Raw genomic sequence first — 25,695 nt, forward strand, 5'->3', positions numbered from 1 at the left:
GGCAAACCGTAAATAGGGATTGGCCTTCACGTGCATCCCATCATGGACTTTCTACAGCATCTACTCCCTGACTCATCAGCCTTAGCCCTGAAACACTGGGATTTAGATACCCAAACCCATCGGTTCATCGTTACAGTAGAATCCACTCAGGTGATTGCCCATTGCCCATTGTGCCAAGCTCCCACTGGACGGGTTCATAGTCGTTATCAACGAACGCTCAGGGATTTACCCTTGGTTCAGTTCAGCCTGACTCTCTTGTTAGAGGTGTGTAAGTTTTTCTGTCTCAATGACACCTGTCAGCGACGGATCTTTACTGAGCGCATACCCAGTGTTGTCGCCCCTTGGGCTAGGCGTACGACTCGTTACACAGACCATCTAATCGCCATAGGATTAGAATTGGCTGGGTCAGCCGCCGCTAGATTAAGTTACAGAGTAGGCTACGCCTATAGCCGAAATACCTTTCTGCGCCTTCTCTCCAGCTTGCCGCTACCCGAGGTGATTACCCCTAGGAGTCTGGGCGTAGATGATTTTGCGTTCCGTAAAGGTCATCACTATGGAACTATCTTGGTGGATCTCGAAACACACCATCCCATTGCTTTGTTACCAGACCGGACAGCAGAAACCTTAGCCGCATGGTTAGAAGAGCACCCTGGTATTGAAATCTTGTCACGGGACCGTTCCAAGACGTACAAGCGTGGGATGACTCAGGGAGCTCCCGATGCCATTCAGGTGGCAGATCGCTTTCATCTGTTACACAATCTTGAAGAGACTCTAGAAAAGGCTCTGAAGAGTCACTCAAAAATCCTCAAACAGATTGAACAAGAACAGCTTCAATCCGAAGGAGCTACGGTGTCTGAAGTTTCGACATCACAGAATTCAACTCCCCAAACAGCCCAACAACAGAAAACGGCCCAAAAGCGAGCTGAACGCCTCGAAAACTATGAGCAGGTCCACAGCTTACGGAAGCAAGGATACAAGGTCAAAGATATTGCCTATCATCTAGGGATGGGTGAGCGTACGGTGTATACCTATCTATCGCATGAGACGTTTCCGGAATGGCAGCCATCCAGCCGAAAACGCAGGAGTATTTTAGACCCCTACAAGTCATATCTCATCGATCAATGGAACCAAGGACGTCAGCACACCAAACAGCTCTTTAAGGCAATTCAAGAAAAGGGCTATTCAGGGACCTACGAAACTCTTGCACGCTATACCCATACGCTACGGTCAGCTCAAGCTCAGCTAAGCCCCAACCCTGACTCATTAAAGGACTTGCCTGGTCGAGGTCCGGCCCCAAAGGTCACCATCAAGTCCCAGAAACCGTTAAGTGCTCGGCGAGCGGCTTGGTTAGTTCTCCAGAAACCGGACTCGTTGACAGATAAACAAAAAACGCTCCTGGAACGCCTTAGTCAACGATCTGAACTATTGGAGCTCATAAGGCTCACTCAGGACTTTATCATCCTTGTCCGACAGCGACTTCCTGCGCAGTTAGATAACTGGTTAGAAAAAGCTAAGAATACTACAGTGAAAGCATTTCAGAGCTTTGCCAAAGGATTGGACGAAGATTATGATGCGGTCAAAGCTGGCGTTACATTAGAGGTTAGCAATGGCCCCGTTGAAGGCCAAAATAATCGATTAAAAATGCTGAAACGACAAATGTTTGGACGGGCAGAGCTAGACCTATTGGCTAAGCGACTAATTTTAACAAACAGATAGTCTTCTGGGGCGATGGTTCAGGCTAGGGTAGCGCGATCACCAAAAGTCGCCAAGAGCCCGAAGTTGTGTGAATCAGCAAGGCTTGAAGTTCCTTGTCACCCTCTAAGGAGTCCGTCATGGCTCCTCCTTATTTGACACTGTTGAGTCCTTCACTGCGATTGCAGCTACTATGACCTCGGCTGACTTCTGCCCAGCTCGTCTTGACGTTGCCGTCAGAAGCGCTGTCTGGGTTACCGTAGGATTCGGTGGGTAATCCATCCCTTTCGAGATGGCCCTTAGTCCGACTTCCATAGCTGCCAATGAGCGCCTTAGGGTTCGGTGGGTGTTCTGCCCCTTTCACGACAGCCCTCAGTCCGACTCCCGTAGCACTCCAGACGGCTGCTGGACAGATCTCCCCGGATAAGAACGTGAACTGTCTCTGCACAACCGCGCCATTTACCCTGTTCCTTGGACCTTTAGGTTTCGTTGTGGTGTGCCAACTCACCCAGGAATCCGGGCCTTCTATGACGTTTCTCCGTCGGCTCGCAGATTTGCCGCTGGCTTCCTTCAGACCTTCCCTCGCGGGAACGCCCTTGCCTTAAGCTAGTAGTACTCGTCACTCGGCTCCTATGACTTTCGAGCATTTGGACGGTGATCCTCCTACAGGGGACTTTCACCCCATTAGTTCACGCCCATGCCGGGCGTACACACTGCGTTGCAGCGGACGGGCTCAAAGCTATCGGCTAAAATCAGAAATACTGACCGCCGCTCAGCTCCCTGTTAGCCGCGCATCTTGAAAATGACCGCAATTCCAAACGAGCTAGCCCGACGAATACAGGTGGCTCTTGAAGTTATTCAAGGTTCTGTTGGAACTGAGGAAGGTGAATTCGGTGCTGATCTGTTTGTCTCACATCACTTAGACGAAATGGACGCCGCCTACTGGTTGGAAAGACTGGGCACTGTTAAGCCAGATTCAAAACAGATCTTGGGACTTCTGATACTGCTCTCTCCCTCCGGTGAAGAGGAAGGCGAATTCGAACAGCTTGACTTTACTCTGCCTGGAGACGTTTCAAACTACATTCTCAGTGTTCAGTTCGACGATAGCGGAAACATCGATGAGATTTGCATGGGATCCTAATATATAAGGATTTAGCTGGATCTCAGCGAAAAGCTCATAAATTCCTTAAAGCAAGAAGGTGAATGTCGCCGTTAGCTTCCAGCCTCGATGCACGAACCTTAATATTCCTTGGGTATTCCATAAATGATTTAACATAACCTCTGAAGTCAATTTCTGGTAACCCGATGGCACGGCTTTACTATCGAGGTACGGCAGCGACGAATGGCAAACCAAAAATAGGTCGTAGCGCTCGTCTTCTAGGCGTGAGACCTGGATTGGATATTGATGTGTCTCATATGCTGCAAGGTTGGCTAGATGCTCAAGGTTATTTGTATCTTGAGGCGGAACGAAATGATTCAGGTGTAGAAGTGGAAGTCGCCATCCGACATACAAAAGGCATGTCCACATCGCTATCTATTTAAGGACGACCGCCTTTTCGGAAACCGAAGGCTTTCGGAGGAACAGGTAGAGATCCATTATGGCAAATTGACAGCAAGCACATTAATGGAGATTTAGAAGCCATCCAAGACAGCGCTACCCATGTCAGCATTATGCCAAGGGTTACAATGCTATTAGAACGGTATGAGGAAGCATTAGCAAAAACTCAGAACTATTGGCAAAAGGTGATTGATGATGGCGTGGGTATTTAGTCTATCGGCGGAATGTGGCTCAAATCAGAACACGGCAGAGCAATTCGCTCAGCATTTTGAGACTGTTTCATGGTCTCTATCAAATGGTTCTCAATCCCAGTGCTGTCCCACTGTTTTTCAAGACATTAATGGAAACTGGTGGTGCCGAATATGTCCTGATGGCATAAGCGAAGTAGGTATTGAGGCACCGGACTCAGCTTACTTAATGACAGAGCTAGGTATTTTGCTTTATCAACATTTGCAGTCTGCTCCAACCTTTCGTTACGCGCTAGTCGGACTTGAAGTTGATGAATTCAGAACGTTTGATGAATTACTAGATGAGTCATCTACCCTGAGTATGCCAGGGTTGGTTTTATCCGAGAGTATTTGGCAGTCACTTAGTTCATCATCTGTATTTAGAGCGTTTAGTTCAGGCTATGTTTGGCAGCCCTACGAAGGTGAAACTTACAAGCCTTTGACAGTATCTCCATTACTGAAAGAACAGATGAGTCGTTTGCTAGCTGCATAATGGTGTCTGCTCAACCCAGCTAACACTGCGTTGCAACGGCGGAACATAAGCAGTTGATCAGACGCTAAAGTTCCTGCCGCCGTTGAACTCCAACGTTAGCTGGCATACAAAGCGCATAATGCGACACGTAGAACTAGCCAAGCAACTATGGCCGAAAGCGAAGTTTATCCTGCTGCCATGGGACGGAGCAGCGACGGAGGTGTTTATCACGTCACTTGACAATGACTCCCTACACCATTCCATAGAAGTAATTCAAAATTTCGTAAATAACCCTGAGATTATTTGTATTGCCAATGAGAACGTTGAAACGCCCGTACCTCTAACTTCAGTTGTGCTGAAAAAGCTCAGTGCCGATCCAGATAACCTTATCCAACATGCAATGCGTGGTTCATTTATGAAAGCAGATGATATGTGCTTTTACATTTGGGTGGATGGACCAAACCAGTCACATGATATCGAAATAGTGTTCTGGAATGACCTACATTTCCCGAAGACAGTATCCGATGAGCAACATATCACTACTTGGGAAAGGATCGTGACTTTTACTGAACAGATTAGAGAGGGAACATTAAATAGCAAATGTATTCTCACTCCGGAGCACAATGGGCCTATAGAAGAGTTGTTTGACCATAAATCTATTGTTGTTTGATGAAAACCATGCAGCAGCCCATTGAAGCTTTGGTATACTACCTTTGTAAAAACATCGGTGCGTGTAGCTTTTAGAGTATTTACACTTATTTAAAGAGTAAAAGCTTGGATCAGCTATCATAGTTACAGCTATGGTATTCAGATCTAACATCATGCTGCGGGAAAATCTTAAGCAGGAAATTGATAAGCTCAATGACAGCCAACTAAGGAAGATCGCTGACTTTATCAATTCCGTCAAAGCTCAGGCTCAGCAACTTGCACAGTCAATGCCATTTTGGCAACGTGCAACGCCTGTCGAACGTGCCGACAATTTCCGTAGATGGGTAGCTCAACTGCCTAAAACAAGCGTCACACTATCAGATGAGGCGTTTGACCGTGGCAATATTTACGAATAATGACTAGATACTTGCTAGATACCAATGTTGTTCTACGGTTCAGTAATCCATCTGATTCTCAACATGATCTAGCCACTGAAGCTGTAGCTATTTTATTGTTCCAGGGCAACGAGTGCTATCTAACAGCACAGGTTTTGATTGAGTTGTGGGTTGTCGCAACACGTCCAGTAGATGTGAACGGATTGGGATGGTCAGTTGAACAAACGCATGATGTTATTGAGCAACTGTTGAACCGTTTTCCCATGGCAGATGAAACCTCTCAGATTTTCTCAAGTTGGTTCGCTCTTGTTACTGATAACCAAATCAAAGGTAAACGGACTCATGATGTCCGTATTATGGCTGTAATGCTGACTTCTGATATTGGTCACATCCTAACGCTGAACCCAGATGATTTTTCAGGGGTTCCAGGCATTTCGATTGTGCATCCCCAGCAAGTACTTGAGGAAGCAACTAAAACTGAATAAACGCCAGTTAACACTGCGTTGCAACAGCGGAGTGTTAGCAATTGATAAAAGGCTAAAGTTACTAACGCCGTTGAACTTCGCCGTTAGCCTGCAAAGTTGAAGGACGTGAACTCCAAAACGATAAGATACTAAACTTAGCACCCAATTGAAAAAAGTCACGATGAAGACAACAAATTTGCTAACTCTACCTGACAACCGGCGATTAGCCTATGCAGAGTACGGCAACCCTAACGGGCATCCCGTTCTTTACTTTCATGGTGGCGGAGCTTCTCGTTTAGAGCCGTTGTTGTTAGGCGATGAAGTATTTATTCGATTAGGCCTACGACTGATTGCGCCAGACCGACCGGGCATAGGGCAGTCAAACTTTCAACCGAATCGCGGATTTTCTGATTGGACTAAGGACGTTATATTTCTTGCCGATACTTTGGGGCTAGATAAATTTTCAGTGTTGGGTGTTTCGTCGGGAGGAGGTTATACTGCTGCCTGTGCTGCAAAGATTCCTCATCGATTATATTCAGCCGTTATCGTCTCAGGCGCATGGGAATTTACCGCTGCGGATTTACTGAAATACAAGCGTTGGGATTTGTTTTTAATCAAGTATTTTCCCTGGCTCTATCAAGTCTCAATGAGATTAACACAGCGATCGCTTAATGCCCCTCCAGACAAACTATTAAAAACCTTAAAAAAAAGACTTCCAGCAGCAGATTATGCGGTGATAAAATCGCCAGGCCAAATAAAGCAAAGCTGTGAAACTTTGAATGAGGGACTTCGTTCAGGAACACGAGGAACTGCCTGGGATCTTCAGCTTTACTTCAGGAAGTGGGACTTTAGTTTAGATGAAATTCGGATGCCGCTAACATTGTTCTATGGTGAAGAGGATAGGAACGTTCCACTTGATCTGGTAAAGCAGATTGCTGCGACTCTCCCGACGACTAAGCTAGTAATGTATCCAAATGAAGGACATATCTCAGTGGTGGTGAATCAGATTGAATCGATCGCCAAAGCGCTCCTAAGTGAATGAGAACTTTGTATTTGTTACGAACACTTCGGATGAAGATATAGCGATTTTCAGATTGTAATAAGGGCTATTGAGTATTTAGAGCAAATACAACAGCAAAACATTATTGAAGCACTTCGAGAAGCTATATTTTTCCATTAAATAGAGCGAAAGGCGGCATTCAAAAAGAGTAGAAAAAACTGATTTGTGGCTAAACCACGTCCAATTTGAAACCCGGATTTTTAGCTTAAGGAAAAACTGTGGATCTGGACGCAGTTTATCTTGTGTGACTATGCCTCACAGCCATCAGGGGCAAGGAGCAACTCCTGCCGTACCTTCTACAAAGGCCGCATTGGTGTCAATATCGTTGGGGTTAAAGGTGCCAACATTCCTTGCGGTAACATTTGCCTGGTCAAGCACTTGAAACTGACCGGCCCCATTGCTCACCAATTCAAAGCCATCGCCGCCAGGATTAGTAACACTTTAGATGTGTTTAGGTCCTTAAAGAGCCACGCAGAAGATTACTTCCAGTTATGTTGTTTGGATTCCAGAAACCATGGAAAAATTGTTTTTGAAATCTAAGGTGAGAAGAACTTAATCGATAGATCTTTCTTGCTGGACAGGCTAAAGAAAGAGGGCGTTGACACACTTAAACGCCTCCGAAAAAGGCGTTTAAGTGTTGTTTTAAATATTCTTTTTTAGGTAGAGCACAACAAATAAAAAGCAGTTGCTTTTCAATGGCAATCCCATACGCGAAAATCTCACATATGCATAAAGCTAGATAAGAACACAATTGGTTGTCAGTTATGGATACGAATAACAGTTAAACTTAGATGACTTGTAACCGTCCCTAGCGTTGATCTTGTGGAATCAACGAAGGAGGCTCTTTTCCAGTTCGTGCAGCCAAGCAGGCATGAGCGAGGAAATCAAGCATATCTCTGCCCTGAGCCTTGAGCGAGGCAGTGACGGTCAACAAGCGTGCAACAAACTGACTACCGTGTTGAGCTTGAGAACCAAAACTGGTTTTCCGCCAAATCACCGCTGGCCGCAAGGCTCTTTCAGCCGCATTATTGGTGGGTTCAACATTTCCGATGGCAACGAAGGTCCATAACGCAGGTTCGACCTTGAGCAACCGACGACAGGTTCTGACGGTCTTCGCCAACGGAGATTTTTCATGAGGGTCAATCGGTAGTGAAGCAGCCTCTTCTAACGTCGTTTTGAATCCTTGCCGTAGCTGGGTGACTTGACGGATAAACTGCTCACGGGACAACGTGTTATTTTTCAGTTGATGCCACCACCGAAACAGCCGACGCTGGCGACGCAGCAACGCTTTCCCAATCTCGTGAGAAACACCCATACGCTCTGTCATTGCTGTTAAGTCTCGTTTGAGATGAGCCCAACACACTTGCCGATGGTCTAACGCAATCCAGTTATAGGCACTGTAGTGGTCAGAGGCCACGATACCTTCATAGGATTCACCAATCAGACCTTTTGCGGTCTTCTGAGACCGACTCAGAACAACCTCAAAAAAGCTCACTAGGGGTGTCACCAACACCCATAACCATCCTTTCGTCTGCTTGGGATTTCGACCATCCCGATTCCCTTGAGGAAAACTGGTTTCATCACTATGGAGCACTGGCTGGGTGTGAACATAGTCCTTGGCAGCGGCCACGGGTACGCTGAGGGCGTCGCTCATTTCATTGCGCAAGCGACCGACACTCCCACGAGAGAGACGAACGCTAAACAGGTCCGCCATGAGCGCGCACACTTGACGATAGCTGTGACGATACGGGCCACTCAACAGCATCACGATTGCACTTAATCGTTCCCCATAGCCCAAGGGCGATACCCCTGGCGGTAAAGCCGCTCGGGTAACCTGACCACAGACACCGCAACTGAGTTGATGCAGGCGATATTCAATCACCATTGGCTCCATCGGCGGTAGTTCGATTTCTTGATGACGGTGGGGATGACTATCGTGACCACTCAACGGTGCACCGCAGTCTGCACACGTCGACGGCATCACGTCATGCACCTGGTCACACTCGTCGCTGGGTTTGAGTTTACGAGCCTGACGGGGTGACGATCTTGGTTGGCCTAGTGGAGACCGCTTTTTATATTTCTTTTTACCGTCTGAAGGCTTGCTGAATCCATCACTCGAAGGGGGTTTTGATGAGTTTTGTGAGGTCTGATTCAATCGTTCTTCTAACTGGCTTAAACGCTCATCTTGTTGCTTCAAGCGCTCGCTAAGAACCAGCACCAATGCACGGATACTTGCTGGGGTTGCCTCCCAGTCCGCTCTTGGTACCTTGACTCCAGCAATTTCGATCTCTTCACTCATGCCACCAACTTAGCGAAGCTCACGTACGACGGACCCTAAGATTTCTTTATTTTCCTGGGACGGTTACGATGACTTTAATTTTTAGCACTTGTCGAACTTTTTATACTTAATAGGACTTACGCAAAGCAGATCAGAAAAAGGAAGTTAGTCATAGCTTAATGCAGGGGAAATCGATAAGATCAAGGGCATGAGGAAACCGTTCAGCCGACTTGATGACTGCCAATATCTCCTGATCAGCCAAGTCAACTATACGCTGACCAATTTTGCTGACCATAGCGAAGCCTGGACCCATGACACCATTAATCGATACTTAAAACGAGAACGCATTACCCCTCGATTGGTCTGGGAGAACACACAATCGCAAGTCGAGGCAGATATCTAGGGTTTGCTGTCGAAGTCCAGCCTCCATACTCAGCAAGGGTTTCATTCTATTGAGATGTGCTTAAGTGCACGAAAAAGTGGTTAAAATGCTCAAAACCCTTGCACCTACTCAGGGAAATGTACCGACAATCTTCACCCGACCAGCTATCGTTCCAAGATTTTTATCTACCGTTTGGGGGTAAATTATCGCCGGAGAATCGTTGGGTGAAACTGGCCAAGATGATCCCATGGGAGGAGTTTGAATCGACCTATGCGAGCCAGTTTAGCGAGGATATGGGAGCCCCCGCGAAGGGATTTCGGATAGCGTTGGGCGCATTGATTATCAAAGAAAAATTGGGTGTCAGTGACCGAGAGACGATTGACCAGATACGAGAGAACCCCTATCTGCAATATTTTCTCGGGCTTCATGAGTACAGTGGCCAGGCTCCGTTTGATGCGTCAATGCTGGTCCATTTTCGAAAACGAATCGGTTTGGACCTGGTGTTAGCGGTGAATGAGTCGGTGGTTCAAGCAGGCATGGACCCATCTCCGCCCTCACCTCAGGAGAGTGCATCCGAGAGTGATGATGACTCAGACCCACCCGACCCGCCATCGAGTGGCAATCAAGGTCAATTGATTGTGGATGCCAGTTGCGCGCCTGCCGATATTCACTATCCGACCGACCTCGATTTGCTCAACCAAGCTAGAGAGCATAGTGAACGGCTAATCGATGAGTTGTATCAACAAGTGGCAGGCTGTCTACCCAAGAAGCCCCGAACGTATCGACACACTGCTCGCAGAGACTACCTCAGGATTGTGAAACGGCGCAAAAAGCCCCGCAAATTGATCCGCAAAGGCCTCCGCCAACAGCTCAACTATGTGCGACGAAACCTGGGCCACATCGACCGGCTAATCGAGGCAGGCGCAACGCTCGCGGCGCTGAATCCACAGGAGTACAAGACCCTATTGGTGAGTCATGAGGTGTTTCGTCAACAACAGCACATGTACCACCACAAGCAGCGACGGATTGATGACCGCATTGTGAGTATTTCACAGCCCCATGTACGTCCCATTGTGCGCGGTAAAGCGGGGACGCCCGTCGAATTTGGAGCCAAATTCGCCATGAGTTGTGTAGCCGGTTATGTGTTTCTCGACCGTCTCAGTTGGAATAACTTCAACGAATCCGAAGACTTGATTGCTCAGATAGACCGCTTTCGAGTTCGTACCGGACACTATCCTGAGTCAGTGCATGCTGACCAGATTTATCGGACACGCGATAACTTGAGGTGGTGTAAACGGCATGGCATCCGTCTGAGTGGTCCGCCCTTAGGCCGACCGTCGCTTGATGAAATCCAACAAGCATGGCTTCGACAACAAGCCCAAGAGGATGAGAGTGTTCGAGTCGCCGTCGAAGGCAAGTTTGGTCAGGCCAAACGACGATTTAGCCTGGGACGCGTCATGGCTAAACTCGCCCAAACGGCCGAAACCATGATTGCCATTACCTGCTTGGTCATGAACTTGGAGAAACGGCTACGCCGTTTTATTGTCTTGTTATTGAGGGGATTGATACGGTTACTACGTTACTACGTGGCTATCAGGCAAATGTACGCCCCTTTGCAGCAATGTTCAGCGATGATGGGCTGAAACCCATCGATAATCAGCAAGGCAATGCTGATCGCGTTTGGGCTGCTGGATAACCACTGAGATTTTTATTGAGTTTTTCAGCAAACCCTATCTATGGCTATGTGCTCTTTGACGACACGGTTCTCGACAAACGGCATTCGTTCTCGATTGATTTGGTGCGTCGACAATACAGTGGTAATGCCAAACAAGTGATTAAAGGCATCGGTGTGGTCAGCTGCATCTATGTCAATCCCAACACCGATCAGTTCTGGTTGATTGATTACCGAATCTATGACCCCGATGGCGATGGCAAGAGTAAACTTGACCATGTTAGCGAGATGCTAATAAATCTCGTGTATCACAAGCAATTACCTTTTCATGCCGTCCTGATGGACAGTTGGTATGCGGCCAAGGCGTTGTTGTTACTCATCGAATCGCTTGATAAAGTCTATTACTGCCCACTCAAGTCAAATCGCAAAGTAGATGATTCAGGAGGACAAGGTTCTTATGAACGTGTAGACAGTTTGAACTGGAACGAGACCGAACTATCCACAGGTAAAGTCATTAAGCTTAGAGGATTTCCCAAAGACCATAAGGTGAGACTGTTCCGGGTTGAGGCGTCTACCCACCGCACGGACTATATCGTCACCAACGATTGGACTCAAGAGTCAACAGCGGCGACACAAGAAGCGTGTAGCTACCGTTGGCGCATTGAGCAGTTACACCGAGAGGGAAAACAGACCACGGGCTTGGAACACTGTCAGTGTCGGCTTGCCAGAATTCAGCGCAACCACATTGGGTGTGCGCTGTTGGTCTGGGTCAGGCTCAATCAATTAGCGATCCAAACAGGTCAGACACTTTACCAGCTCAAACGTGGGTTGCTTGACAATTATCTGGTTCAACAACTCAGAAACCCTGATATTCAGTTCGCTGCTGCGTAAGTCCTAATAGAGTCAAGGCTGCTAATTGTCAGCTGATAGGTTTTAAGTGCACTTCCTAGTTTAACCCTCGGCTTAGGGGATTGCACAAAAATAAAGACCCAGGTTGGGGCTGTCGATGGAGGGATGAGTGATGGGGGAATAGGGTGATTATTTAAGCGCAAGCGTCGTAGCTCGTAAGGGAGTGATGTCTATCCGTACTTAATATCTTCGTCGATCAAACAAAAGTACTCGACTTCTCAGAAGCTTTTGAAGTGTTCTGCACTGCTTCTAAAATTTACATTGACAACCACGCTTCTTGCCACGGCAACACTTTTATTAGTCCCAATTCTTAGCTTTAACACTGCACTAAAGTCATTTATTCCTGGAGAGCATTTAACTCATCCTCTATTTCTTCAATTTCTTGTTCCAAGGAATTCTTTTGCCGATCTAATTTACTTTTCTCTACTGAATTATTAGTATAACTTAATTGCTCAGAAAGAGCTTTATAATCTTCAAATAAGGCTGAACGACGTTTCTTCAGCTCATCAATTTTGATTATAGAAAATCTGCTAACTTCTCTTCCTTTCTGATTAATTCTGATTTTTTCAAGCTTAGGTTTTACGTTGATAGTTTGTTGAACATCAAAACTTAATTTTATGTCTAAGTCTTGAATGAGTTTCTCTAAATCACGATGAAAGTCTGGATCGTTTCTTGCTTTAGCATTGTTGTAATAAGACAGTTTCTGTAAGGATTGAGGAAGAGCACTTGAAGCATGAAGCCTAGCATTATTGACTAGTAAGGGAATGATAGGTATGCCACGTTCCAGTGCCATCTCTATCTCTAATCTGACCCAGTCTTTTGGATTATCTAACCGCCGTTGCCCCTCGACAGTTGTTGTCTCTAGCCAATCTAGACCAATAATCACGAGCATGACTTGGCATTGATTGACCCAATGACGAATATGTTCCCTATAGTCCACCCCGTAAGGAATAGAATCAATGTCCTTAAAGACAGAATCTTGCCCATAGTGAGAGGTCAGTTTGTCGTAAATTCGACCAACGATATCACTACTATCACTTCGACGGTAGGATATGAATATAGAATACTGGGGTAACATAGCTGGCTAAAAAAGAGCTATCTTAAGATTACGAATGACTATGAAGCTTGACACAAAACAGCCGATGTTATTAAAAAACATCAACAATTACCAGGTTACTCCTTTAAAGGTTTTTGCTCTTCAGGAACTTCTGGTAATTTCAAAATAGAAACCAATTGATCTAGCTTTTCCTTGCTATCTTCATTTGGCTTGAGTGTAAATAAAAGCCCTTTATGAAGGGGAATTCCTTCTCCACAGTCACCATTCTCATTATCAGTAACACAAATAACAGGTTGGTTATTGAGTTCTCCATTGGTAATGTATACCAATAAGTCTTCTTGGAAAAACTCTTCAAAACGTGCTGATACTTGGTCGCAACGTGTTTCAGAATCATAGCCAGAGTCAGCAAAAAAATCAGAATCCCAAAGTACTACAAGCAGCTCATCTTCATCCTTAAGCTTTGCTATAGTTGCTGGTGACCCATTCTTGGTCTGACATAAAAAGTCAACATCCTCTAGCTCCAGTTTATAAGCAAGTTTTTCTAAATCTAGCAAAGTAATTTCTTCGACTGGATTAGCTTGAAAGTTTTCTGGGATGAGCGTAGGCTGAGAGCTTGTCAGGCTAGCAGCAGTTGAGGTTGGCAAGCCAGTGACGGATGCCCTGTCTAGAATTGGCTGACTTACATTTTCAGAAGGTAAGTTCGCTACAGGTGTAGTTGGCGAAGTCTCAGATACATCGCTTGATGCATCATTGTTTTCAGCCTGGGCTATTACGCTAGTGTCTCCAGGACTAGGACCAACATCAGCAGGAGTTACTGTATCTTCGTCACTATTAATAGATAGAAGTTCAGTATTAACTCCTGGCCTGAAAGCGATTGGCGCTTGTTGAGAAGTATCTTCTTTTGGCTGGAGATCATCGACAACAGGGTTAGTAGTCGAACTGTCGGCATCAGAATCTTCTACTGGTAAGGAAAGCACATTCCCTGGACTTGGACCTACTCCAACCTGCAATGAACCATCTGTATCATCTGAAATTGTGGTGGGCAGATCAGCTCCTGGGCTGGGACCAACGACATTTTCTGAAGGTATTCCTAAAGCTTTCGTACCATTGACAAACTTTGGAGCAGTTGACTTTGCTTCAGATAAAGCTGGCTTTGTAGGAAGTACACTAACTTCAGGTTGAATTTCTACACTATTTGGAGTTGAATATTTAGACTCCGAAAGGGCTTTATCTGTAAATAGGCTTGAATTCTGTTGAGCATTTACTTCAACAGAAAATGCTTCGGCAAAACTTGTTGATACATGGAAAGAAGATATTAAAGTGGCTGAAACTAGAAAAAAGGTTTTCATATTTCCCCTCAAACTTAAATGTGGAGTGTGATGATTAGCGCGTGCACCCATATCAACACTTTATATATTGCAGAAATTAATCATTTCGAACCTTCGATCCTGAGCTTGTTCATCTCCAGGTGCAATCTCCCATTCCATGAGCGCAGGCAAGTGCCCTTCAATAGAGGGTGCATTTTCAAAATCAGGCTTTTGGATATATGTGGCTTCATCATCAGTGTACTTCCAGGAAACTAACCATGCATCCGCATTCTCAGTAAGCCATTTAATTCGCCTGTAGAAGTCAAGAAAACTTTGATCAGACTCCTGGAACATGCGTCTTTGAGCACTAAATCCAAGCGTTCCATCACTCGAGCTATTCCAAAGGCCGTCAATTTTTCGGACAATAGAACAATGCTCTTGATCGCTAATGAAATTTTCCCACTCATCAAGATTGAAACGTCCTTGAGATCGAGAATCTTCACCAACTACAGATAAAAGGATTCTAAAAGTTTCTTGATCTGCAGCTTCCCATTCACCTGAGTCAAGAAACTGGCGAAGAGGAGTAATATCTGCTGGTGATGAAGTTACTTCGGAAGAAGTATCTGATAGCGTATCTTCTCCAACATTGTCTTGGTTATTTTGAGAAGATGCCGGGTCTTCTTCTAGTTGAACAGAATTATCATTGATATCTGACGAATCAGGTATTGGTTCGTCTGAAGTTCCCGGCATATCCACATTTTCAGTTCCAGTTGGCTCTGCTAAGGCTTTGCCAGAAATGGCAACTCCAGCAAAGGAGATACTGGCGTAAATTAGACAAACAAGTGTAAATCTCTCTAACAAGAATCTCATGCGTATTACTCCAAAGACATACAAGCTACTTGAAATCTTTTCGACTGAGATCGCTAACGTACTTTTGATATTGAAATAAAAAAATCAAACTTTGCAAGCCTAGTCGAAAACTTAACCCAATAGTTGAGGGTCATTCACTATTGAAACCCTTCAAACATATACCCAACACATTCTCTGACTTGTCAGATTAATCATTCTTTTAAGGTTTCCTTTATACAGCAAATATTGCAAAAAATCGTGGGATAAATAGTAAAAATAAATTAAGTTAATTTGGACAGTTAATCCTCTTTTAACTTATATATCGCAGGAATTAATCATCTGAATTCTTCTATCCTGTGATTTTCCCTCTTCGGTCTCAGTCTCCCATTCCATGCGAGCAGGTAAGTGGCCTTCAATAGATGTAGCATTTCTAAAATCTGGCTTTTTATTTTCCAGATAAGTAGTTTTGCCATTAGAGTAATCCCAATCAACTAACCACTGATCTTGATTATCAGCTAACCATTTAATACGCTTGTAAAAAGTGGGGTAATTGTAACCAGACATAATGAATGCTTCACGCTGAGCTTTGAAACCTAAGTGATCATTACTTGCTAGTGCCCAAAGACGATCTATAGAGTGTATATGTTTACAATAACTTGAGTTCTCAAGTGCTTGTTGCCATTCATCAAGAGCTAATCTGCCTTGTTGTTTTGATCTTTCCCCAGTTAACTTAAGTATCAAGTCAAATGTTTTTTGATCGGCAAGCTCCCAGTTTTCTGATTCAAGGTAAGTATATAGTTCAGCATATTCATTAAAGTAGCCTGAAATAAGGCTGTAACCTAACACTTGTAGGCGAGTTATTCCTATTAAGCTGAAAGGAATAAAAAGTATTAACAGCCCTAAACTCAGGACGGAAAGTTTCAATGATTTTTTCCGAGAATACTTTCTTAAAATGCGATCGTCGTCGTCTCGGAAAAGGTCATCAACGGACACCGTAGCTTCGTCTTGGTTGAGAGATTGATAGTCTGCGACTTTTTCTGGAAAGCAATCTTCAATAGCCTGTAGGACTTCTTCGGTAGATTGATATCGTTCCCGCGATTGAGAGCGAATCATTCTATCAATGATATGAATCAAAGAATTACTTGCTTGAGTATGTTCTTGCCAAAGAATTTCATCATTACTGTCTCTTGCTAATTGTGTTGGTTCTATACCTGTTAATGCCTGAATGCAGACTATACCAAGAGCGTAGATGTCGCTATTCATACGAGGTCTACCTGCAAACTGTTCCAAAGGCATGTACCCAGTTGTTCCAATAGAGACAGTGAGTGGTTCAACCTGTGAGGGCGTGATACTATTTAGTTCACTAACTTTCTTAACTGCGCCAAAATCAATCAATACAATTCTGCCATCATGACGTCGTCGCATTAGATTGCTAGGTTTGATATCTCTGTGAATAACTTCTCGATTATGAACAAATGTCAAAATGTTCAATACTTCTAGCAATAGTGTAATGACTTTGCTGTCGGACCATTGAAGAGATGGAAGAAGCTCACTGTTAATAGGGAACCCATCCACAAATTCCTGGACTAGATAAAAATTTCCATTGAATTGGAAATAGGCAAGCAGTCTAGGAATTTGTGGGTGTTGTCCTAATCCTTCTAACGTTTCAGCTTCTCGCTGAAATAGTTCTTCAGCGATCGCTAAAGAGGACGGCTCCTTAGTGGCAGGCTTAAGGATCTTGATCACGCATCTTGGCACACCGGGTCTATCTAGATCCCTAGCAATATAGGTTTCACCCCATCCACCTGCCTGGCTCAAGGTTTGAATCACTCTATATCGCTCTCTCAATAACGCACCTTGCTTTAGACCTGTTTTACCAAGGCCAGTAACAACTTGAGTAGGTTGTCGTAAAGCGTCAAAAAGAGATCCCATAAATATCAAAGTTGCTTATTTTCTCATTGTCATCAGCATATTTCTCAAATTGTGTGACAACCTATTGGGCAACTCGAGTCGGATCATATTTTGGTTTAGCAGCAGCAGGATTAAAGAAAGTAATGCTGACTGAATCATTAGCTACGTTGCCAACCGTTAGTTGTATGCCATGTTCTAACAAATAACCTGTTGACGTATCGACAAGCTCTCCAGTTGAGTCTTTGAGACCATTGCTACTCGTGTTACCTTGACCATCCCCATCAAATATGCGATAGTTCATCCCTTCCCTATGGAGAATAGCGTGTCGCCCAGATACAACACTCCAAGAATTAGGAACCTCTAAATCAGCCCAAGAGGTGTCTCGACCTAACCTGTGCTGATCACTAGAAAGATATAGCCTATGGATTTTGCCATTGAACTCTAACTCAAGCCATGATGTGGGGGATGACTGAGTGCCATTGCCTGCCACAGTATCTGCCTGACCATTAACTCTAATCGAGTTGTCTGGTCTGAAAACAGTAGTGGGAGATGTGTGAACTCTAGTAGATTCTTGGGGGGGATATATTTGTGAGGGTGAGTCGATCTGTGGTCCAGGTTCCTGAGAAAACTGCCTTCTCCCTACGATGATACCGAGCCCAGCAACACCTAAAGCCGAGCCTCCTCCAATTAGTGCCCATAGCCAAGGTGGTAAAGAAAATGCTGACCTATCTGGGTTGCCTCCATCATCAAAAATAGCTAAGTTTGCTTCACTAATTAGATCATCAACTTCTGAATGATATTCAAACAGAGCTTCAACATTCTCAAACTTTAATTTGGCTTTTTCAAACTCTCCAACCCAAAAAGATTCAAGTCCCTGTCGATATAGAGTATCCACTTGACTGGATTCATTTTCTATGCCATCTGCAGCCCCGATAAATTCATTTAGAGTAGATGTAGGTATAGCATTTGGAATGTTTGTACTTCCAAACAAATCCTGGTTACCGAATGAAATTAATCCGATGACTTCTCCTGAAGTATCAAGAACTGGTCCTCCAGATATGCCAGCAGATACAGTGTTACTAATTTGGATAACTTTGACGCCGTCTTCAGTTGTTTTAACAGCAGATACACTTCCGGCAATAGTTGACATCTGGAGCGATGATTCCGAATCTAGGAAATCAACTTCAGCTTCGGAAGGATAGCCAAGCATCAAAACATTTGATGCTGTCTTAGGTAAGCCGGAACTAGCAAGCTTCAAGGTAGGTGCCTTTTGAACCTCAATCTTAATGACAGCAACATCTTTACCTCGAATTTGAGAATCTTCATCTATAGGTGTACCAAATGACTTAATCTCAAAGTCAAACTCTTTCCCATTTGGCAGAATAATGCGGCTGACAGACTCAAAGTTTTCAAGCTTAGAGTGCTTTTTGACAAACTTTCTAGATTCTTCGTTGTCAGAATAGCTCCCCTTTTCAAAACCAAGTCGATTTTCAAACTCCAACAGGAACTCTTCAAACAAACTCTCTTCACAACCTTCATAATTATCATCTGCGTGTTGTACTACATGAGCATTTGTGGCGATGTAGCCATTTGGATTTACAAAAAAGCCAGAGCCTACACTTACAGAAGCTACATCGTGGATTAAGAAATTTGTGATGTCCCCTTCAGGATCCCAATAGCGGTATGTTCCAAAACACCCATCCACTACACGTACAACAGCAGGTTCCGCTATTTGAGTTAATTGTTCATTAGTCAAATTTGTTTGAGCTAAAGCTGGAAATTGAGCAAATACAGCAGATACAGCAAGTGTTGGTAAGAAAGAGGTTGAACGCAATAAACTCTTAGATAAAATACTACTCAACATTATTATTGTTTGACCTGGTTTTTGAAAAAGCATGGTTTTGCGGCTAACTCAACTGACAAGTACTTAAAAGAAATTTCAACAAGTAGTATTCTGAAATCCAAATTGAAATACAACAGAAGTGAGAATCACCTACTATAATATTTTCAGAATATAGGTAGCTTCATAATACAAATAATTTTAAGATCTCCTCAAAAATGACCAGAATCTCCTGTGGAAAAAGGCTCTTTGGCTAAGAAAGATTTCCATAATACAAAAAGGCTAAAAAATGTACAAAGTAATGCTCCCCATATTGCTCCACTTGCGTAACTGCTTCTGATAGCAGGATCCTGAACGCTAGCTTCAGCTACCAACCAAGAAAAATATCCAATAAAAGCACCTACAGTGCAATAAACAAGGATACCTTTCAAATGTTTGCGATAACTAATCTTTTTTCGAGAAAGACTTGATTTAAAGAAAAAATTACCTAGAGAGAGAAAAAAGCCACTCAATACTCCTCCTATTAATCCTCGTTGAGCAAGCTTGCCTGCTAACTCCTCGACTATCATAGTATTGTTGACCTCAATGCTTAAGGATTTTCCAGAAATTGCGAAGCAACTCCACATAAAGATCAAAAGAAATGACATGCTAAGAGGTATAAAATACTTGCCGACTTTGCTTGTCTCAAAATTCTTGTCCCCATGTGAGAAGGAATCAGTAGGGCCTCTGTAGCTTACTGTAGGAGGATTAGGAGGTTTCTGCTTAGCAGTTGACTTAGGGGTAGGAGGACTACTTCCTGTGTGTTTGCGGTAACTGTCTTTTGGTTCTCTAGAGAACTTTTTAATCGAGCTATTCAAATGTAGATACTCTACTTCAAACCTTTTATACTCCTGCTCAACCTCTAGCATTTCCTCATTGACAATCTCAAGCTCACGTTTTCTCTGCTTTTTAGTTCTCAAATTTGACTCTGTAGCAATTTGAGCCGATAAAATCTTGTAATCTTCCACAAGATCTTGAAGCCGCTTTTCACAAGCAGCCATTTTCTCCATAAGATTCTGTTTCTTGCGCTCTGACCACATCAATCAGCTAATCTACGCTACAACTTTCGAGGCTTTCCAGTACTTCTAGTAATAGAAGCTATAAAACTCCCTAAAAGTAGTGCTCAATAATACATAATCCCATGAAGATACGTGTTCCTTGCAATTTGCAAAAATGTATATGTTTAAGTATGCCAAACTCGACTTTGAATCTCAAGAGCTTTTTCTCCGAACTTTGCTTTTTTAATGTTTACTGAGATAGCTTGTTAACTTTCGTTTCCAATTTATGTGACTGACTTTAGAATTTACTTTTTGAGCACACGATTTACATGATTTTTCAGGAGTTACTTGCTTGATAGTGCATATAAATTAATTTTCAATCATATAAATGAAGTCTATTCAATTTTTTAAAGCAATAATGGGTGCTACAGAAATATTACAGGAGTGTTACAGTCTCTGAAAAGAAGGCCAGATTGTAATACATTTAGAGAAATCCTAAGTTTAGCTAGAGAATAATAGCAGTTAAATTTGCGTGTGGTAAGCATATTGGGTGATCTCTTTGGAATAAGGATTTTACAACATCCATTTTTAGATAACCTGAACAAGTAGGTTGTTTCAGAGAAATGCTGCCTGCACTGTGTGTACGTGTTTAGCGTGTTCAAGCCTCGATTATCAAGGGTTTCAAAAAACTGCTATCCCAGATTTGACCAATTTTGGCCTTCTGAAAGGCTAAAAAGAACGAATTCATGGGGGTTCAGACGCTAAACACATACCACTGTGTAAGAGTATATTGTTAGTTCATATTGAGGAGCACAGCACGGTGTTGCTGGGGCTCTGCTGCAAACATTGCTCACGTGGTGTCGCTCCAGCATTAATACGCAAGGTTTTTCTTGAAACGACGGTCAAACTCCTGGCAGCTCATCGCTTGTATGAAAAAACGGCTTCTCCAATATTGTGCGTAAAGCGTTACCATAGAACTTTCCTATAATAACTGTTGATACCAAATTCTATGCTTTATCGCTGTAATCCTTGGGCATAGAGTTTGCTGTGCTTGAAGTATCGATAATTTGCATGAAAGCGATTCATACTATCTTTTGGCACTGCTCTGTGAATTTCTTAGAGTAAGAGCACCACACATTAGAAGGGTGGTTTAGCAGCAAATTCTAGGGTTTTATGATGAATATAGGAATTTACATCTATGACCAGGCAGAGGTTCTAGATTTTTCTGGTCCTTTTGAAGTATTCTGCACGGCCTCTAGAATTTGTCCTGGCAGCACACCTTTCACGACATTTTTAGTGAGCCAAACGGGGGAAATTGTTACTGCTCGGGGTGGCTATAAAGTGCTTCCTGAGTATGGATTTCATAATCATCCTCCAATTGATGTGCCAATTATTGTTGGAGGTGTGCATACCGAAGAAATGCTCAAGCCTCCGGTCATTAGCTGGATTGCTCAGCAATCCAAAACCGCTAAACTAACAGCATCTGTTTGTACTGGAGCTTTCCTACTCGCTACAGCTCAGGTGATTACTACAGAGTCTGTGACAACCCACTGGGAAGATATCGCCGATCTGCGCCAACAGTATCCTAATCTTGATGTGCAAGAAGATATCCGCTGGATTGATACTGGCAAGGTTGTGACGTCAGCTGGTATCTCGGCAGGTATTGATATGAGCTTATATTTAGTGAGTAAATTTTGTGGGCAAGCCTTGGCTCAAAAAACAGCCAAACAAATGGATTTTGACTGGACAAAGCCTGAATGATACTAAGCGGTCAGAACGCTTTTGGAAGGCTTTTGAGACGGATGGATAGCTAGGGTACAATCAAATCCAATAGGCACACACCATGCATACATATCAAACCAGGAACTGTCAACAGAGACCCTAGGGTCAGAAATGCACTCCCTGATTAAAATTAACTTTACTGAGACGCTACAAGAATGCAGTCGCTGGGAGCGTTCAGGTCAGTTTTTTGAAAAAAGAGAATGCAGGCATAACTAAGCTGATAGGGACTCCCTGCCTGGTCTTAGACACAAAAGTTTAGGCTGGCAGATACCCATAAAGCAGTTCATTGAGATTATTTAATGGACTGGCCTCAAGACAAGAAGCTAGTTGCCATTGAGTCTCTATACGTTCCAATGTGGCAATAAACAGTGTCGTAATACCTTGCCACTGAGGGTTAGACAATGCGGAACGGAGTAAAACCTGCTGATTAGCATTATCCAAGATGCGCCAAAATGCATTCTCAGTTTGGCTAAAGTCCTGTTGTTGCTCTTCCCCACAGTCAATATTGACAACAAACAATAACTTTTTAATTTCAGCAGGCACAACCTGTAGACGAATTAAAAGCTGTTCGTCATCGCCCTCGCCTGCTCCCGTAATATTGTCATTGAGTAATTGAATAGCGCCAGATGGGTGATGCGGATGTCCTGCATAGATGACGCCTTCTTTTCCAGCGGCCAGTTTACCGTCAGCAGTGAGGGCTAAGACTGCCATATCTAAATCTAGTTCTGCTTCAGCTTGAGCATCCCAACCGAGACCACAGCGGAGCTGAGAGACATACTTGGGTAGACGTTGAGGTGCAGAATCGGAGATCATAATGCGAGTAATGCAGACGCTAACTAAACAGTATTAAACATCAAGGGCAGTTTAGGATAGCCATGGCAAACCATGGGAACCAATTTCATTTTTCAAAAATATATGCATAATGCATACATATAAAATAAATATAGGCTGATGAATGTGCTCTATGGATAATGAAAGAACCCTAAACCTTCTAGGTGCGTTGGCTCTCAGCCTTGGTGATGCCTTAAATGCAGTGGTTAAAGTCAACGCTGGATATGGCGGTGAAGCCCCTGCTGCCTTGGTAACATTGGGTGCTAACCCTGGTCTTTCGATCAATACCCTCAGTCAAATTCTCAGTCTTTCCCATCCAGGTACCGTGCGCTTGATCGATCGTTTGGCTTCCCAAGCGTTAGTGGAACGTCGACCTGGGACAGATGGTCGCACCCTTGCCCTATTTCTTACGGAGGCAGGGCAAGGTCGGCGGCGAGCAATTTTAACCGAGCGTCGACAACAGTTGAACCTGGCTGTAGAGCCTCTGAGTCTGGATGAACGCCAACAGCTAACAAAGTTGCTGGAAAAGATGCTGACAGCGATGACTACTGGCGAGCTACGAAGTTTTGCAATTTGTCGTCTTTGTGAAGAAGACGTGTGTCCAGCTGATAGTTGCCCTGTGGAACAAAAATATTGCCAGTTGCTGAACAACCCATGAACAATATTATTATTGCCCTCAGCTATGCCTTTTGCTGGGGAGTCGGGGTAACCCTGACAAAAATTGCCCTTTCAGAAATTTCAGCAACCACACTGCTGATTATTCAATTACTGTCCAGTGTTCTTTTTCTTTTTACGGTCTGTTATCTGACAGAGCATCAGGTTCCCTTGTCCTGGCAACAACTTAAGCAAGGTGTGGCCGGTATCTTTGAACCGGCTTTGGCCTATATGGTTGGTATTTTTGGTGTCAAGATGACAACTGCCAGCAATGCCACATTAATTGGTTCAACTGAGGTGATTCTAACCATTTTGTTAGCAGCCGTTTTCTTAGGTGAAAAACTGACATTAGGAAAAATACTCTTGGCTAGCATTAGTTTTGGCGGCGTGTCTTTACTGATATTGAAAGATGTTCAAAGTATTGACCATGCGTCTCTCAGGGGCGATTTACTCGTACTCCTGGGCACACTTTTTGCAGTATTTTATGCTCTTTTAAGTAAGCGACAGATCCAAACAGCAAATCCTTTACAGCTCACCACATCGCAGCAGACCATCGGTTTGATGACAACGGTGCTATGTTTTGGGGCGTTATCTCTGCTTAATCCCAGCTATGGGATCAGTGCAGCCAATATTTCACCACAGTTTTGGTTGCTAGCAATTGGTTCAGGAATTATGCAATATGCCTTAGCATTTTTGCTATACCTCACTGCATTGCGGCATGTGCCTGCTAGCCATGCGGCATTTTATCTTGCTTTAATTCCTGTTTTTGGTGTAGCCAGTGCCATTGTGATGATTGGCGAGCAACCGAGCTTAGCCCAAGGAATTGGTGGGTTGCTAGTTGTCGCATCGTCCTATTGGGCTAACAAGCTGCAAGTGACCTAAGCGAGATAGTATTGTAAGTGTGGGGTTCCTAAGGCTATGTCCATGCTACAGACAATTATTGGTGAAAAGCGAACCTATGCTGCCAAGGGCTGTACCCATGATCATCCCTTTGCTCAGTTAATTGTGCCGCTTACCGGTAGCCTGTTTATCAAAACCCAGGTACATCAATTTGAGCTGGATGAGTCGTCTGTCTTTTTTGTACCTTCTGGATGTTCACACTATTTCTATGCCCAAGATACAAACGAGTTTCTAGTGCTCGATATTCCTGCTCATCTTGTGGCAGATCTGGCCAGACATGAAATATCCCAGGGTATTCGAGCTGATTTTGAAGAGCGGTGGCATGCTCTTCGTTTACTCTTGTTAGCTGAACTTGATAAACAGGGTGAATTAGGGGAGAACTCGTCTCCAGCTGGCTCGTTATTGCATCTGTTGCACTATATCAGTAGCTTGCTGGCTCAATCGTTCGGCTCTCGTTCCCTGAATTATATTCACCAACACTACCATTGTCATCTGGATGTGGCTTACTTAGCCCAGATTGAGGGGTATAGCTTTTCCTATTACAGCGAATGGTTTAAGGCAAAAACGGGAAAATCTCCTAAGGTGTATATTCAAGACCTACGGCTTAAAAAAGCAAAGAATCTACTCCTGCATACTGATTTACCAATCTATCAAATTGCGCAACAGGTCGGTTTTGAGCAGGCGTCATCCCTCACGCGTTTGTTTCAACAGCTAGAAGGTGTCTCACCAAAGCGTTATCGCACCGGATCCGAAATCCAGCTAACTTATTCCTGAAATCTGGATAAGTTAGCCATTGGCTACGCTTCTATGATGGGCAGCGTAACCATTAGGGAGCTGCTGCGGTGCAATCGAGTGTGAGTCGAAAAAAAACTACCACTATTGGGTTTACAGCTATTTTAATGTGGGCCACTCTGGCCGTATTGACCAAACTTAGTGGGCAGATCCCGCCGTTTCAACTGACGGCAATGTCATTTACGGTTGCCTTTTTCATTGGGGTTGCCACCTGGATACGAGGTGGAGGCAATCCGCTGGATCATCTAAAACTGCCCAAAGCAGTGTGGGCTCTGGGTATTGCCGGGCTATTTGGCTATCACTTTTTCTACTTTATGGCATTGCAAAATGCACCTGCTGTTGAAGCGAGTTTGATTGCCTATTTGTGGCCATTGTTGATTGTGTTTGTTTCAGCACTATTACCGGGGGAGCGGCTGAAATGGTTTCATGTGGGAGGTGCGATCGCAGGTTTCATCGGTGCTGGTTTGCTAATCACCAAAGGGCAATCCTTAAGCTTTGACCCTCGCTATACTACAGGCTATTTGGCCGCACTTGTCTGCGCGTTGACCTGGTCAAGCTATTCGTTATTGTCACGGCGGTTTGGCAATATTCCAACCAATGCCGTGGGCGGATTTTGTGGGGCGACGGCAATTTTGGCCTGGCTCTGTCATTTTATGTTTGAGCCAACCATCTTACCCACAGGCTGGCAGTGGATTGCGATTCTATGTTTGGGATTGGGTCCCGTCGGTCTGGCCTTTTTCACCTGGGACTACGGTGTTAAACATGGTGATATTAAGGTGTTAGGCGCGCTTTCTTACACAGCTCCTTTGTTATCGACCATTCTATTGATCGTCTGCGGGTTGGCTGAAGCAACCTGGTCGGTCTGGCTAGCCTGTCTACTAATTGTAGGTGGCGCATTTTTGGCCATTATGGATTTCTTTAAACCAGCAAACGATTTTCAATCGCATTGAATCGACCCTACCCTACTCCCTAACCCCT

General features: G+C 44.1%; 23 protein-coding genes and 3 pseudogenes. 16 read left to right on the forward strand and 10 right to left on the reverse strand.

Annotation, left to right across the window (positions count from 1 at the left end; all coding sequences use genetic code 11):
* Window positions 1-42 precede the first annotated feature (42 nt).
* Window positions 43-1,716 carry an ISL3 family transposase gene (locus U2F10_RS04230; protein WP_499870943.1) on the forward strand — a complete coding sequence of 558 codons (1,674 nt, stop codon included), beginning with the start codon at window positions 43-45 and terminating at the stop codon, window positions 1,714-1,716.
* Between the two features lie 127 nt (window positions 1,717-1,843).
* Here U2F10_RS04230 and U2F10_RS04235 read toward each other — a convergent pair whose 3' ends face one another.
* Window positions 1,844-2,140 (reverse strand): hypothetical protein, encoded by a 297-nt coding sequence (locus U2F10_RS04235; RefSeq protein WP_499870945.1) that lies wholly within the window; start codon window positions 2,138-2,140, stop codon window positions 1,844-1,846.
* Between the two features lie 354 nt (window positions 2,141-2,494).
* Between U2F10_RS04235 and U2F10_RS04240 the strand changes: the two genes are divergently transcribed.
* The 7 genes and pseudogenes from U2F10_RS04240 to U2F10_RS04270 all read left to right on the forward strand — a co-directional run bounded on the left by U2F10_RS04240 (window position 2,495) and on the right by U2F10_RS04270 (window position 6,498).
* Window positions 2,495-2,833 carry a DUF2004 domain-containing protein gene (locus U2F10_RS04240; protein WP_499870947.1) on the forward strand — a complete coding sequence of 113 codons (339 nt, stop codon included), beginning with the start codon at window positions 2,495-2,497 and terminating at the stop codon, window positions 2,831-2,833.
* 164 nt (window positions 2,834-2,997) lie between these two features.
* A pseudogene (locus tag U2F10_RS04245) lies at window positions 2,998-3,462 on the forward strand (Tse2 family ADP-ribosyltransferase toxin).
* On the forward strand, window positions 3,446-3,970 hold the full coding sequence (locus U2F10_RS04250) for a hypothetical protein (RefSeq protein ID WP_499871605.1): 525 nt from the start codon (window positions 3,446-3,448) through the stop codon (window positions 3,968-3,970). Before U2F10_RS04245 ends, U2F10_RS04250 begins: the two are co-directional and overlap by 17 nt.
* A 118-nt stretch (window positions 3,971-4,088) precedes the next feature.
* Window positions 4,089-4,619 carry a hypothetical protein gene (locus tag U2F10_RS04255; RefSeq protein ID WP_499870948.1) on the forward strand — a complete coding sequence of 177 codons (531 nt, stop codon included), beginning with the start codon at window positions 4,089-4,091 and terminating at the stop codon, window positions 4,617-4,619.
* A 151-nt stretch (window positions 4,620-4,770) separates the two neighbouring features.
* Window positions 4,771-5,013: a hypothetical protein gene (locus U2F10_RS04260; protein ID WP_163671783.1), complete on the forward strand. Its 243-nt coding sequence runs from the start codon at window positions 4,771-4,773 to the stop codon at window positions 5,011-5,013.
* Entirely contained in the window at window positions 5,013-5,477 is a 465-nt protein-coding gene (locus U2F10_RS04265; protein ID WP_499061769.1) for a type II toxin-antitoxin system VapC family toxin, read from the forward strand. Before U2F10_RS04260 ends, U2F10_RS04265 begins: the two co-directional genes overlap by 1 nt.
* Window positions 5,478-5,637: 160 nt before the next feature.
* Window positions 5,638-6,498 carry an alpha/beta fold hydrolase gene (locus U2F10_RS04270; RefSeq protein ID WP_499870949.1) on the forward strand — a complete coding sequence of 287 codons (861 nt, stop codon included), beginning with the start codon at window positions 5,638-5,640 and terminating at the stop codon, window positions 6,496-6,498.
* 282 nt (window positions 6,499-6,780) lie between these two features.
* Here U2F10_RS04270 and U2F10_RS04275 read toward each other — a convergent pair whose 3' ends face one another.
* Window positions 6,781-6,921 (reverse strand): hypothetical protein, encoded by a 141-nt coding sequence (locus U2F10_RS04275; RefSeq protein ID WP_499870951.1) that lies wholly within the window; start codon window positions 6,919-6,921, stop codon window positions 6,781-6,783.
* Between the two features lie 403 nt (window positions 6,922-7,324).
* Entirely contained in the window at window positions 7,325-8,815 is a 1,491-nt protein-coding gene (gene tnpC, locus U2F10_RS04280) for an IS66 family transposase (protein ID WP_499870953.1), read from the reverse strand.
* Window positions 8,816-9,002: 187 nt separating this feature from the next.
* Here tnpC and U2F10_RS04285 point away from each other — a divergent pair.
* The 3 genes and pseudogenes from U2F10_RS04285 to U2F10_RS04295 all read left to right on the forward strand — a co-directional run.
* Window positions 9,003-9,182 (forward strand): annotated as a pseudogene (locus tag U2F10_RS04285) (IS701 family transposase); the annotation flags it as partial.
* Between the two features lie 131 nt (window positions 9,183-9,313).
* On the forward strand, window positions 9,314-10,819 hold the full coding sequence (locus U2F10_RS04290; RefSeq protein WP_499870955.1) for an IS5 family transposase: 1,506 nt from the start codon (window positions 9,314-9,316) through the stop codon (window positions 10,817-10,819).
* Window positions 10,820-10,914: 95 nt separating this feature from the next.
* A pseudogene (locus U2F10_RS04295) lies at window positions 10,915-11,739 on the forward strand (IS701 family transposase); the annotation flags it as partial.
* 355 nt (window positions 11,740-12,094) lie between these two features.
* On the opposite strand, the gene U2F10_RS04300 reads toward U2F10_RS04295, so the two are convergent.
* The 6 genes from U2F10_RS04300 to U2F10_RS04325 all read right to left on the reverse strand — a co-directional run bounded on the left by U2F10_RS04300 (window position 12,095) and on the right by U2F10_RS04325 (window position 19,800).
* Window positions 12,095-12,835: a TIR domain-containing protein gene (locus U2F10_RS04300; RefSeq protein WP_499870956.1), complete on the reverse strand. Its 741-nt coding sequence runs from the start codon at window positions 12,833-12,835 to the stop codon at window positions 12,095-12,097.
* A gap of 95 nt (window positions 12,836-12,930) precedes the next feature.
* On the reverse strand, window positions 12,931-14,163 hold the full coding sequence (locus tag U2F10_RS04305) for a COP23 domain-containing protein (RefSeq protein WP_499870958.1): 1,233 nt from the start codon (window positions 14,161-14,163) through the stop codon (window positions 12,931-12,933).
* A gap of 60 nt (window positions 14,164-14,223) precedes the next feature.
* The gene (locus U2F10_RS04310) at window positions 14,224-14,991 is read right to left on the reverse strand and encodes a GUN4 domain-containing protein (RefSeq protein WP_499870960.1); all 768 of its coding nucleotides are present in this window, start codon (window positions 14,989-14,991) and stop codon (window positions 14,224-14,226) included.
* A 294-nt stretch (window positions 14,992-15,285) separates the two neighbouring features.
* Entirely contained in the window at window positions 15,286-16,902 is a 1,617-nt protein-coding gene (locus U2F10_RS04315; protein WP_499870961.1) for a protein kinase domain-containing protein, read from the reverse strand.
* 61 nt (window positions 16,903-16,963) lie between these two features.
* Window positions 16,964-18,778 carry a trypsin-like peptidase domain-containing protein gene (locus tag U2F10_RS04320; protein ID WP_499870963.1) on the reverse strand — a complete coding sequence of 605 codons (1,815 nt, stop codon included), beginning with the start codon at window positions 18,776-18,778 and terminating at the stop codon, window positions 16,964-16,966.
* A 155-nt stretch (window positions 18,779-18,933) separates the two neighbouring features.
* Window positions 18,934-19,800 carry a hypothetical protein gene (locus U2F10_RS04325; RefSeq protein ID WP_499870965.1) on the reverse strand — a complete coding sequence of 289 codons (867 nt, stop codon included), beginning with the start codon at window positions 19,798-19,800 and terminating at the stop codon, window positions 18,934-18,936.
* A gap of 1,134 nt (window positions 19,801-20,934) precedes the next feature.
* On the opposite strand from U2F10_RS04325, the gene U2F10_RS04330 reads away from it, so the two are divergent.
* Window positions 20,935-21,519, forward strand: a complete 585-nt coding sequence (locus U2F10_RS04330) for a DJ-1/PfpI family protein (protein WP_163664353.1) — start codon at window positions 20,935-20,937, stop codon at window positions 21,517-21,519.
* Window positions 21,520-21,795: 276 nt separating this feature from the next.
* Here U2F10_RS04330 and U2F10_RS04335 read toward each other — a convergent pair whose 3' ends face one another.
* Window positions 21,796-22,353 (reverse strand): TerD family protein, encoded by a 558-nt coding sequence (locus tag U2F10_RS04335; RefSeq protein ID WP_163701912.1) that lies wholly within the window; start codon window positions 22,351-22,353, stop codon window positions 21,796-21,798.
* 151 nt (window positions 22,354-22,504) lie between these two features.
* Here U2F10_RS04335 and U2F10_RS04340 point away from each other — a divergent pair, with 151 nt between their 5' ends.
* The 4 genes from U2F10_RS04340 (at window position 22,505) to yddG (ending at window position 25,667) form a co-directional block, all read left to right on the forward strand.
* A complete protein-coding gene (locus U2F10_RS04340; protein ID WP_499865942.1) occupies window positions 22,505-23,029 on the forward strand; it encodes a MarR family winged helix-turn-helix transcriptional regulator in 525 nt (174 codons plus the stop codon).
* On the forward strand, window positions 23,026-23,907 hold the full coding sequence (locus U2F10_RS04345) for a DMT family transporter (RefSeq protein ID WP_163664346.1): 882 nt from the start codon (window positions 23,026-23,028) through the stop codon (window positions 23,905-23,907). Before U2F10_RS04340 ends, U2F10_RS04345 begins: the two co-directional genes overlap by 4 nt.
* Window positions 23,908-23,943: 36 nt before the next feature.
* Window positions 23,944-24,699: an AraC family transcriptional regulator gene (locus U2F10_RS04350; RefSeq protein ID WP_499870967.1), complete on the forward strand. Its 756-nt coding sequence runs from the start codon at window positions 23,944-23,946 to the stop codon at window positions 24,697-24,699.
* A 68-nt stretch (window positions 24,700-24,767) separates the two neighbouring features.
* Window positions 24,768-25,667, forward strand: coding sequence for an aromatic amino acid exporter YddG (yddG, locus tag U2F10_RS04355; protein ID WP_499870969.1), 900 nt, complete (start codon window positions 24,768-24,770; stop codon window positions 25,665-25,667).
* The last annotated feature ends 28 nt before the right edge of the window (window positions 25,668-25,695 follow it).

It is taken from the genome of Leptothoe sp. EHU-05/26/07-4 (assembly GCF_043421015.1).
Lineage (GTDB): Bacteria > Cyanobacteriota > Cyanobacteriia > Phormidesmidales > Phormidesmidaceae > Leptothoe > Leptothoe turfae.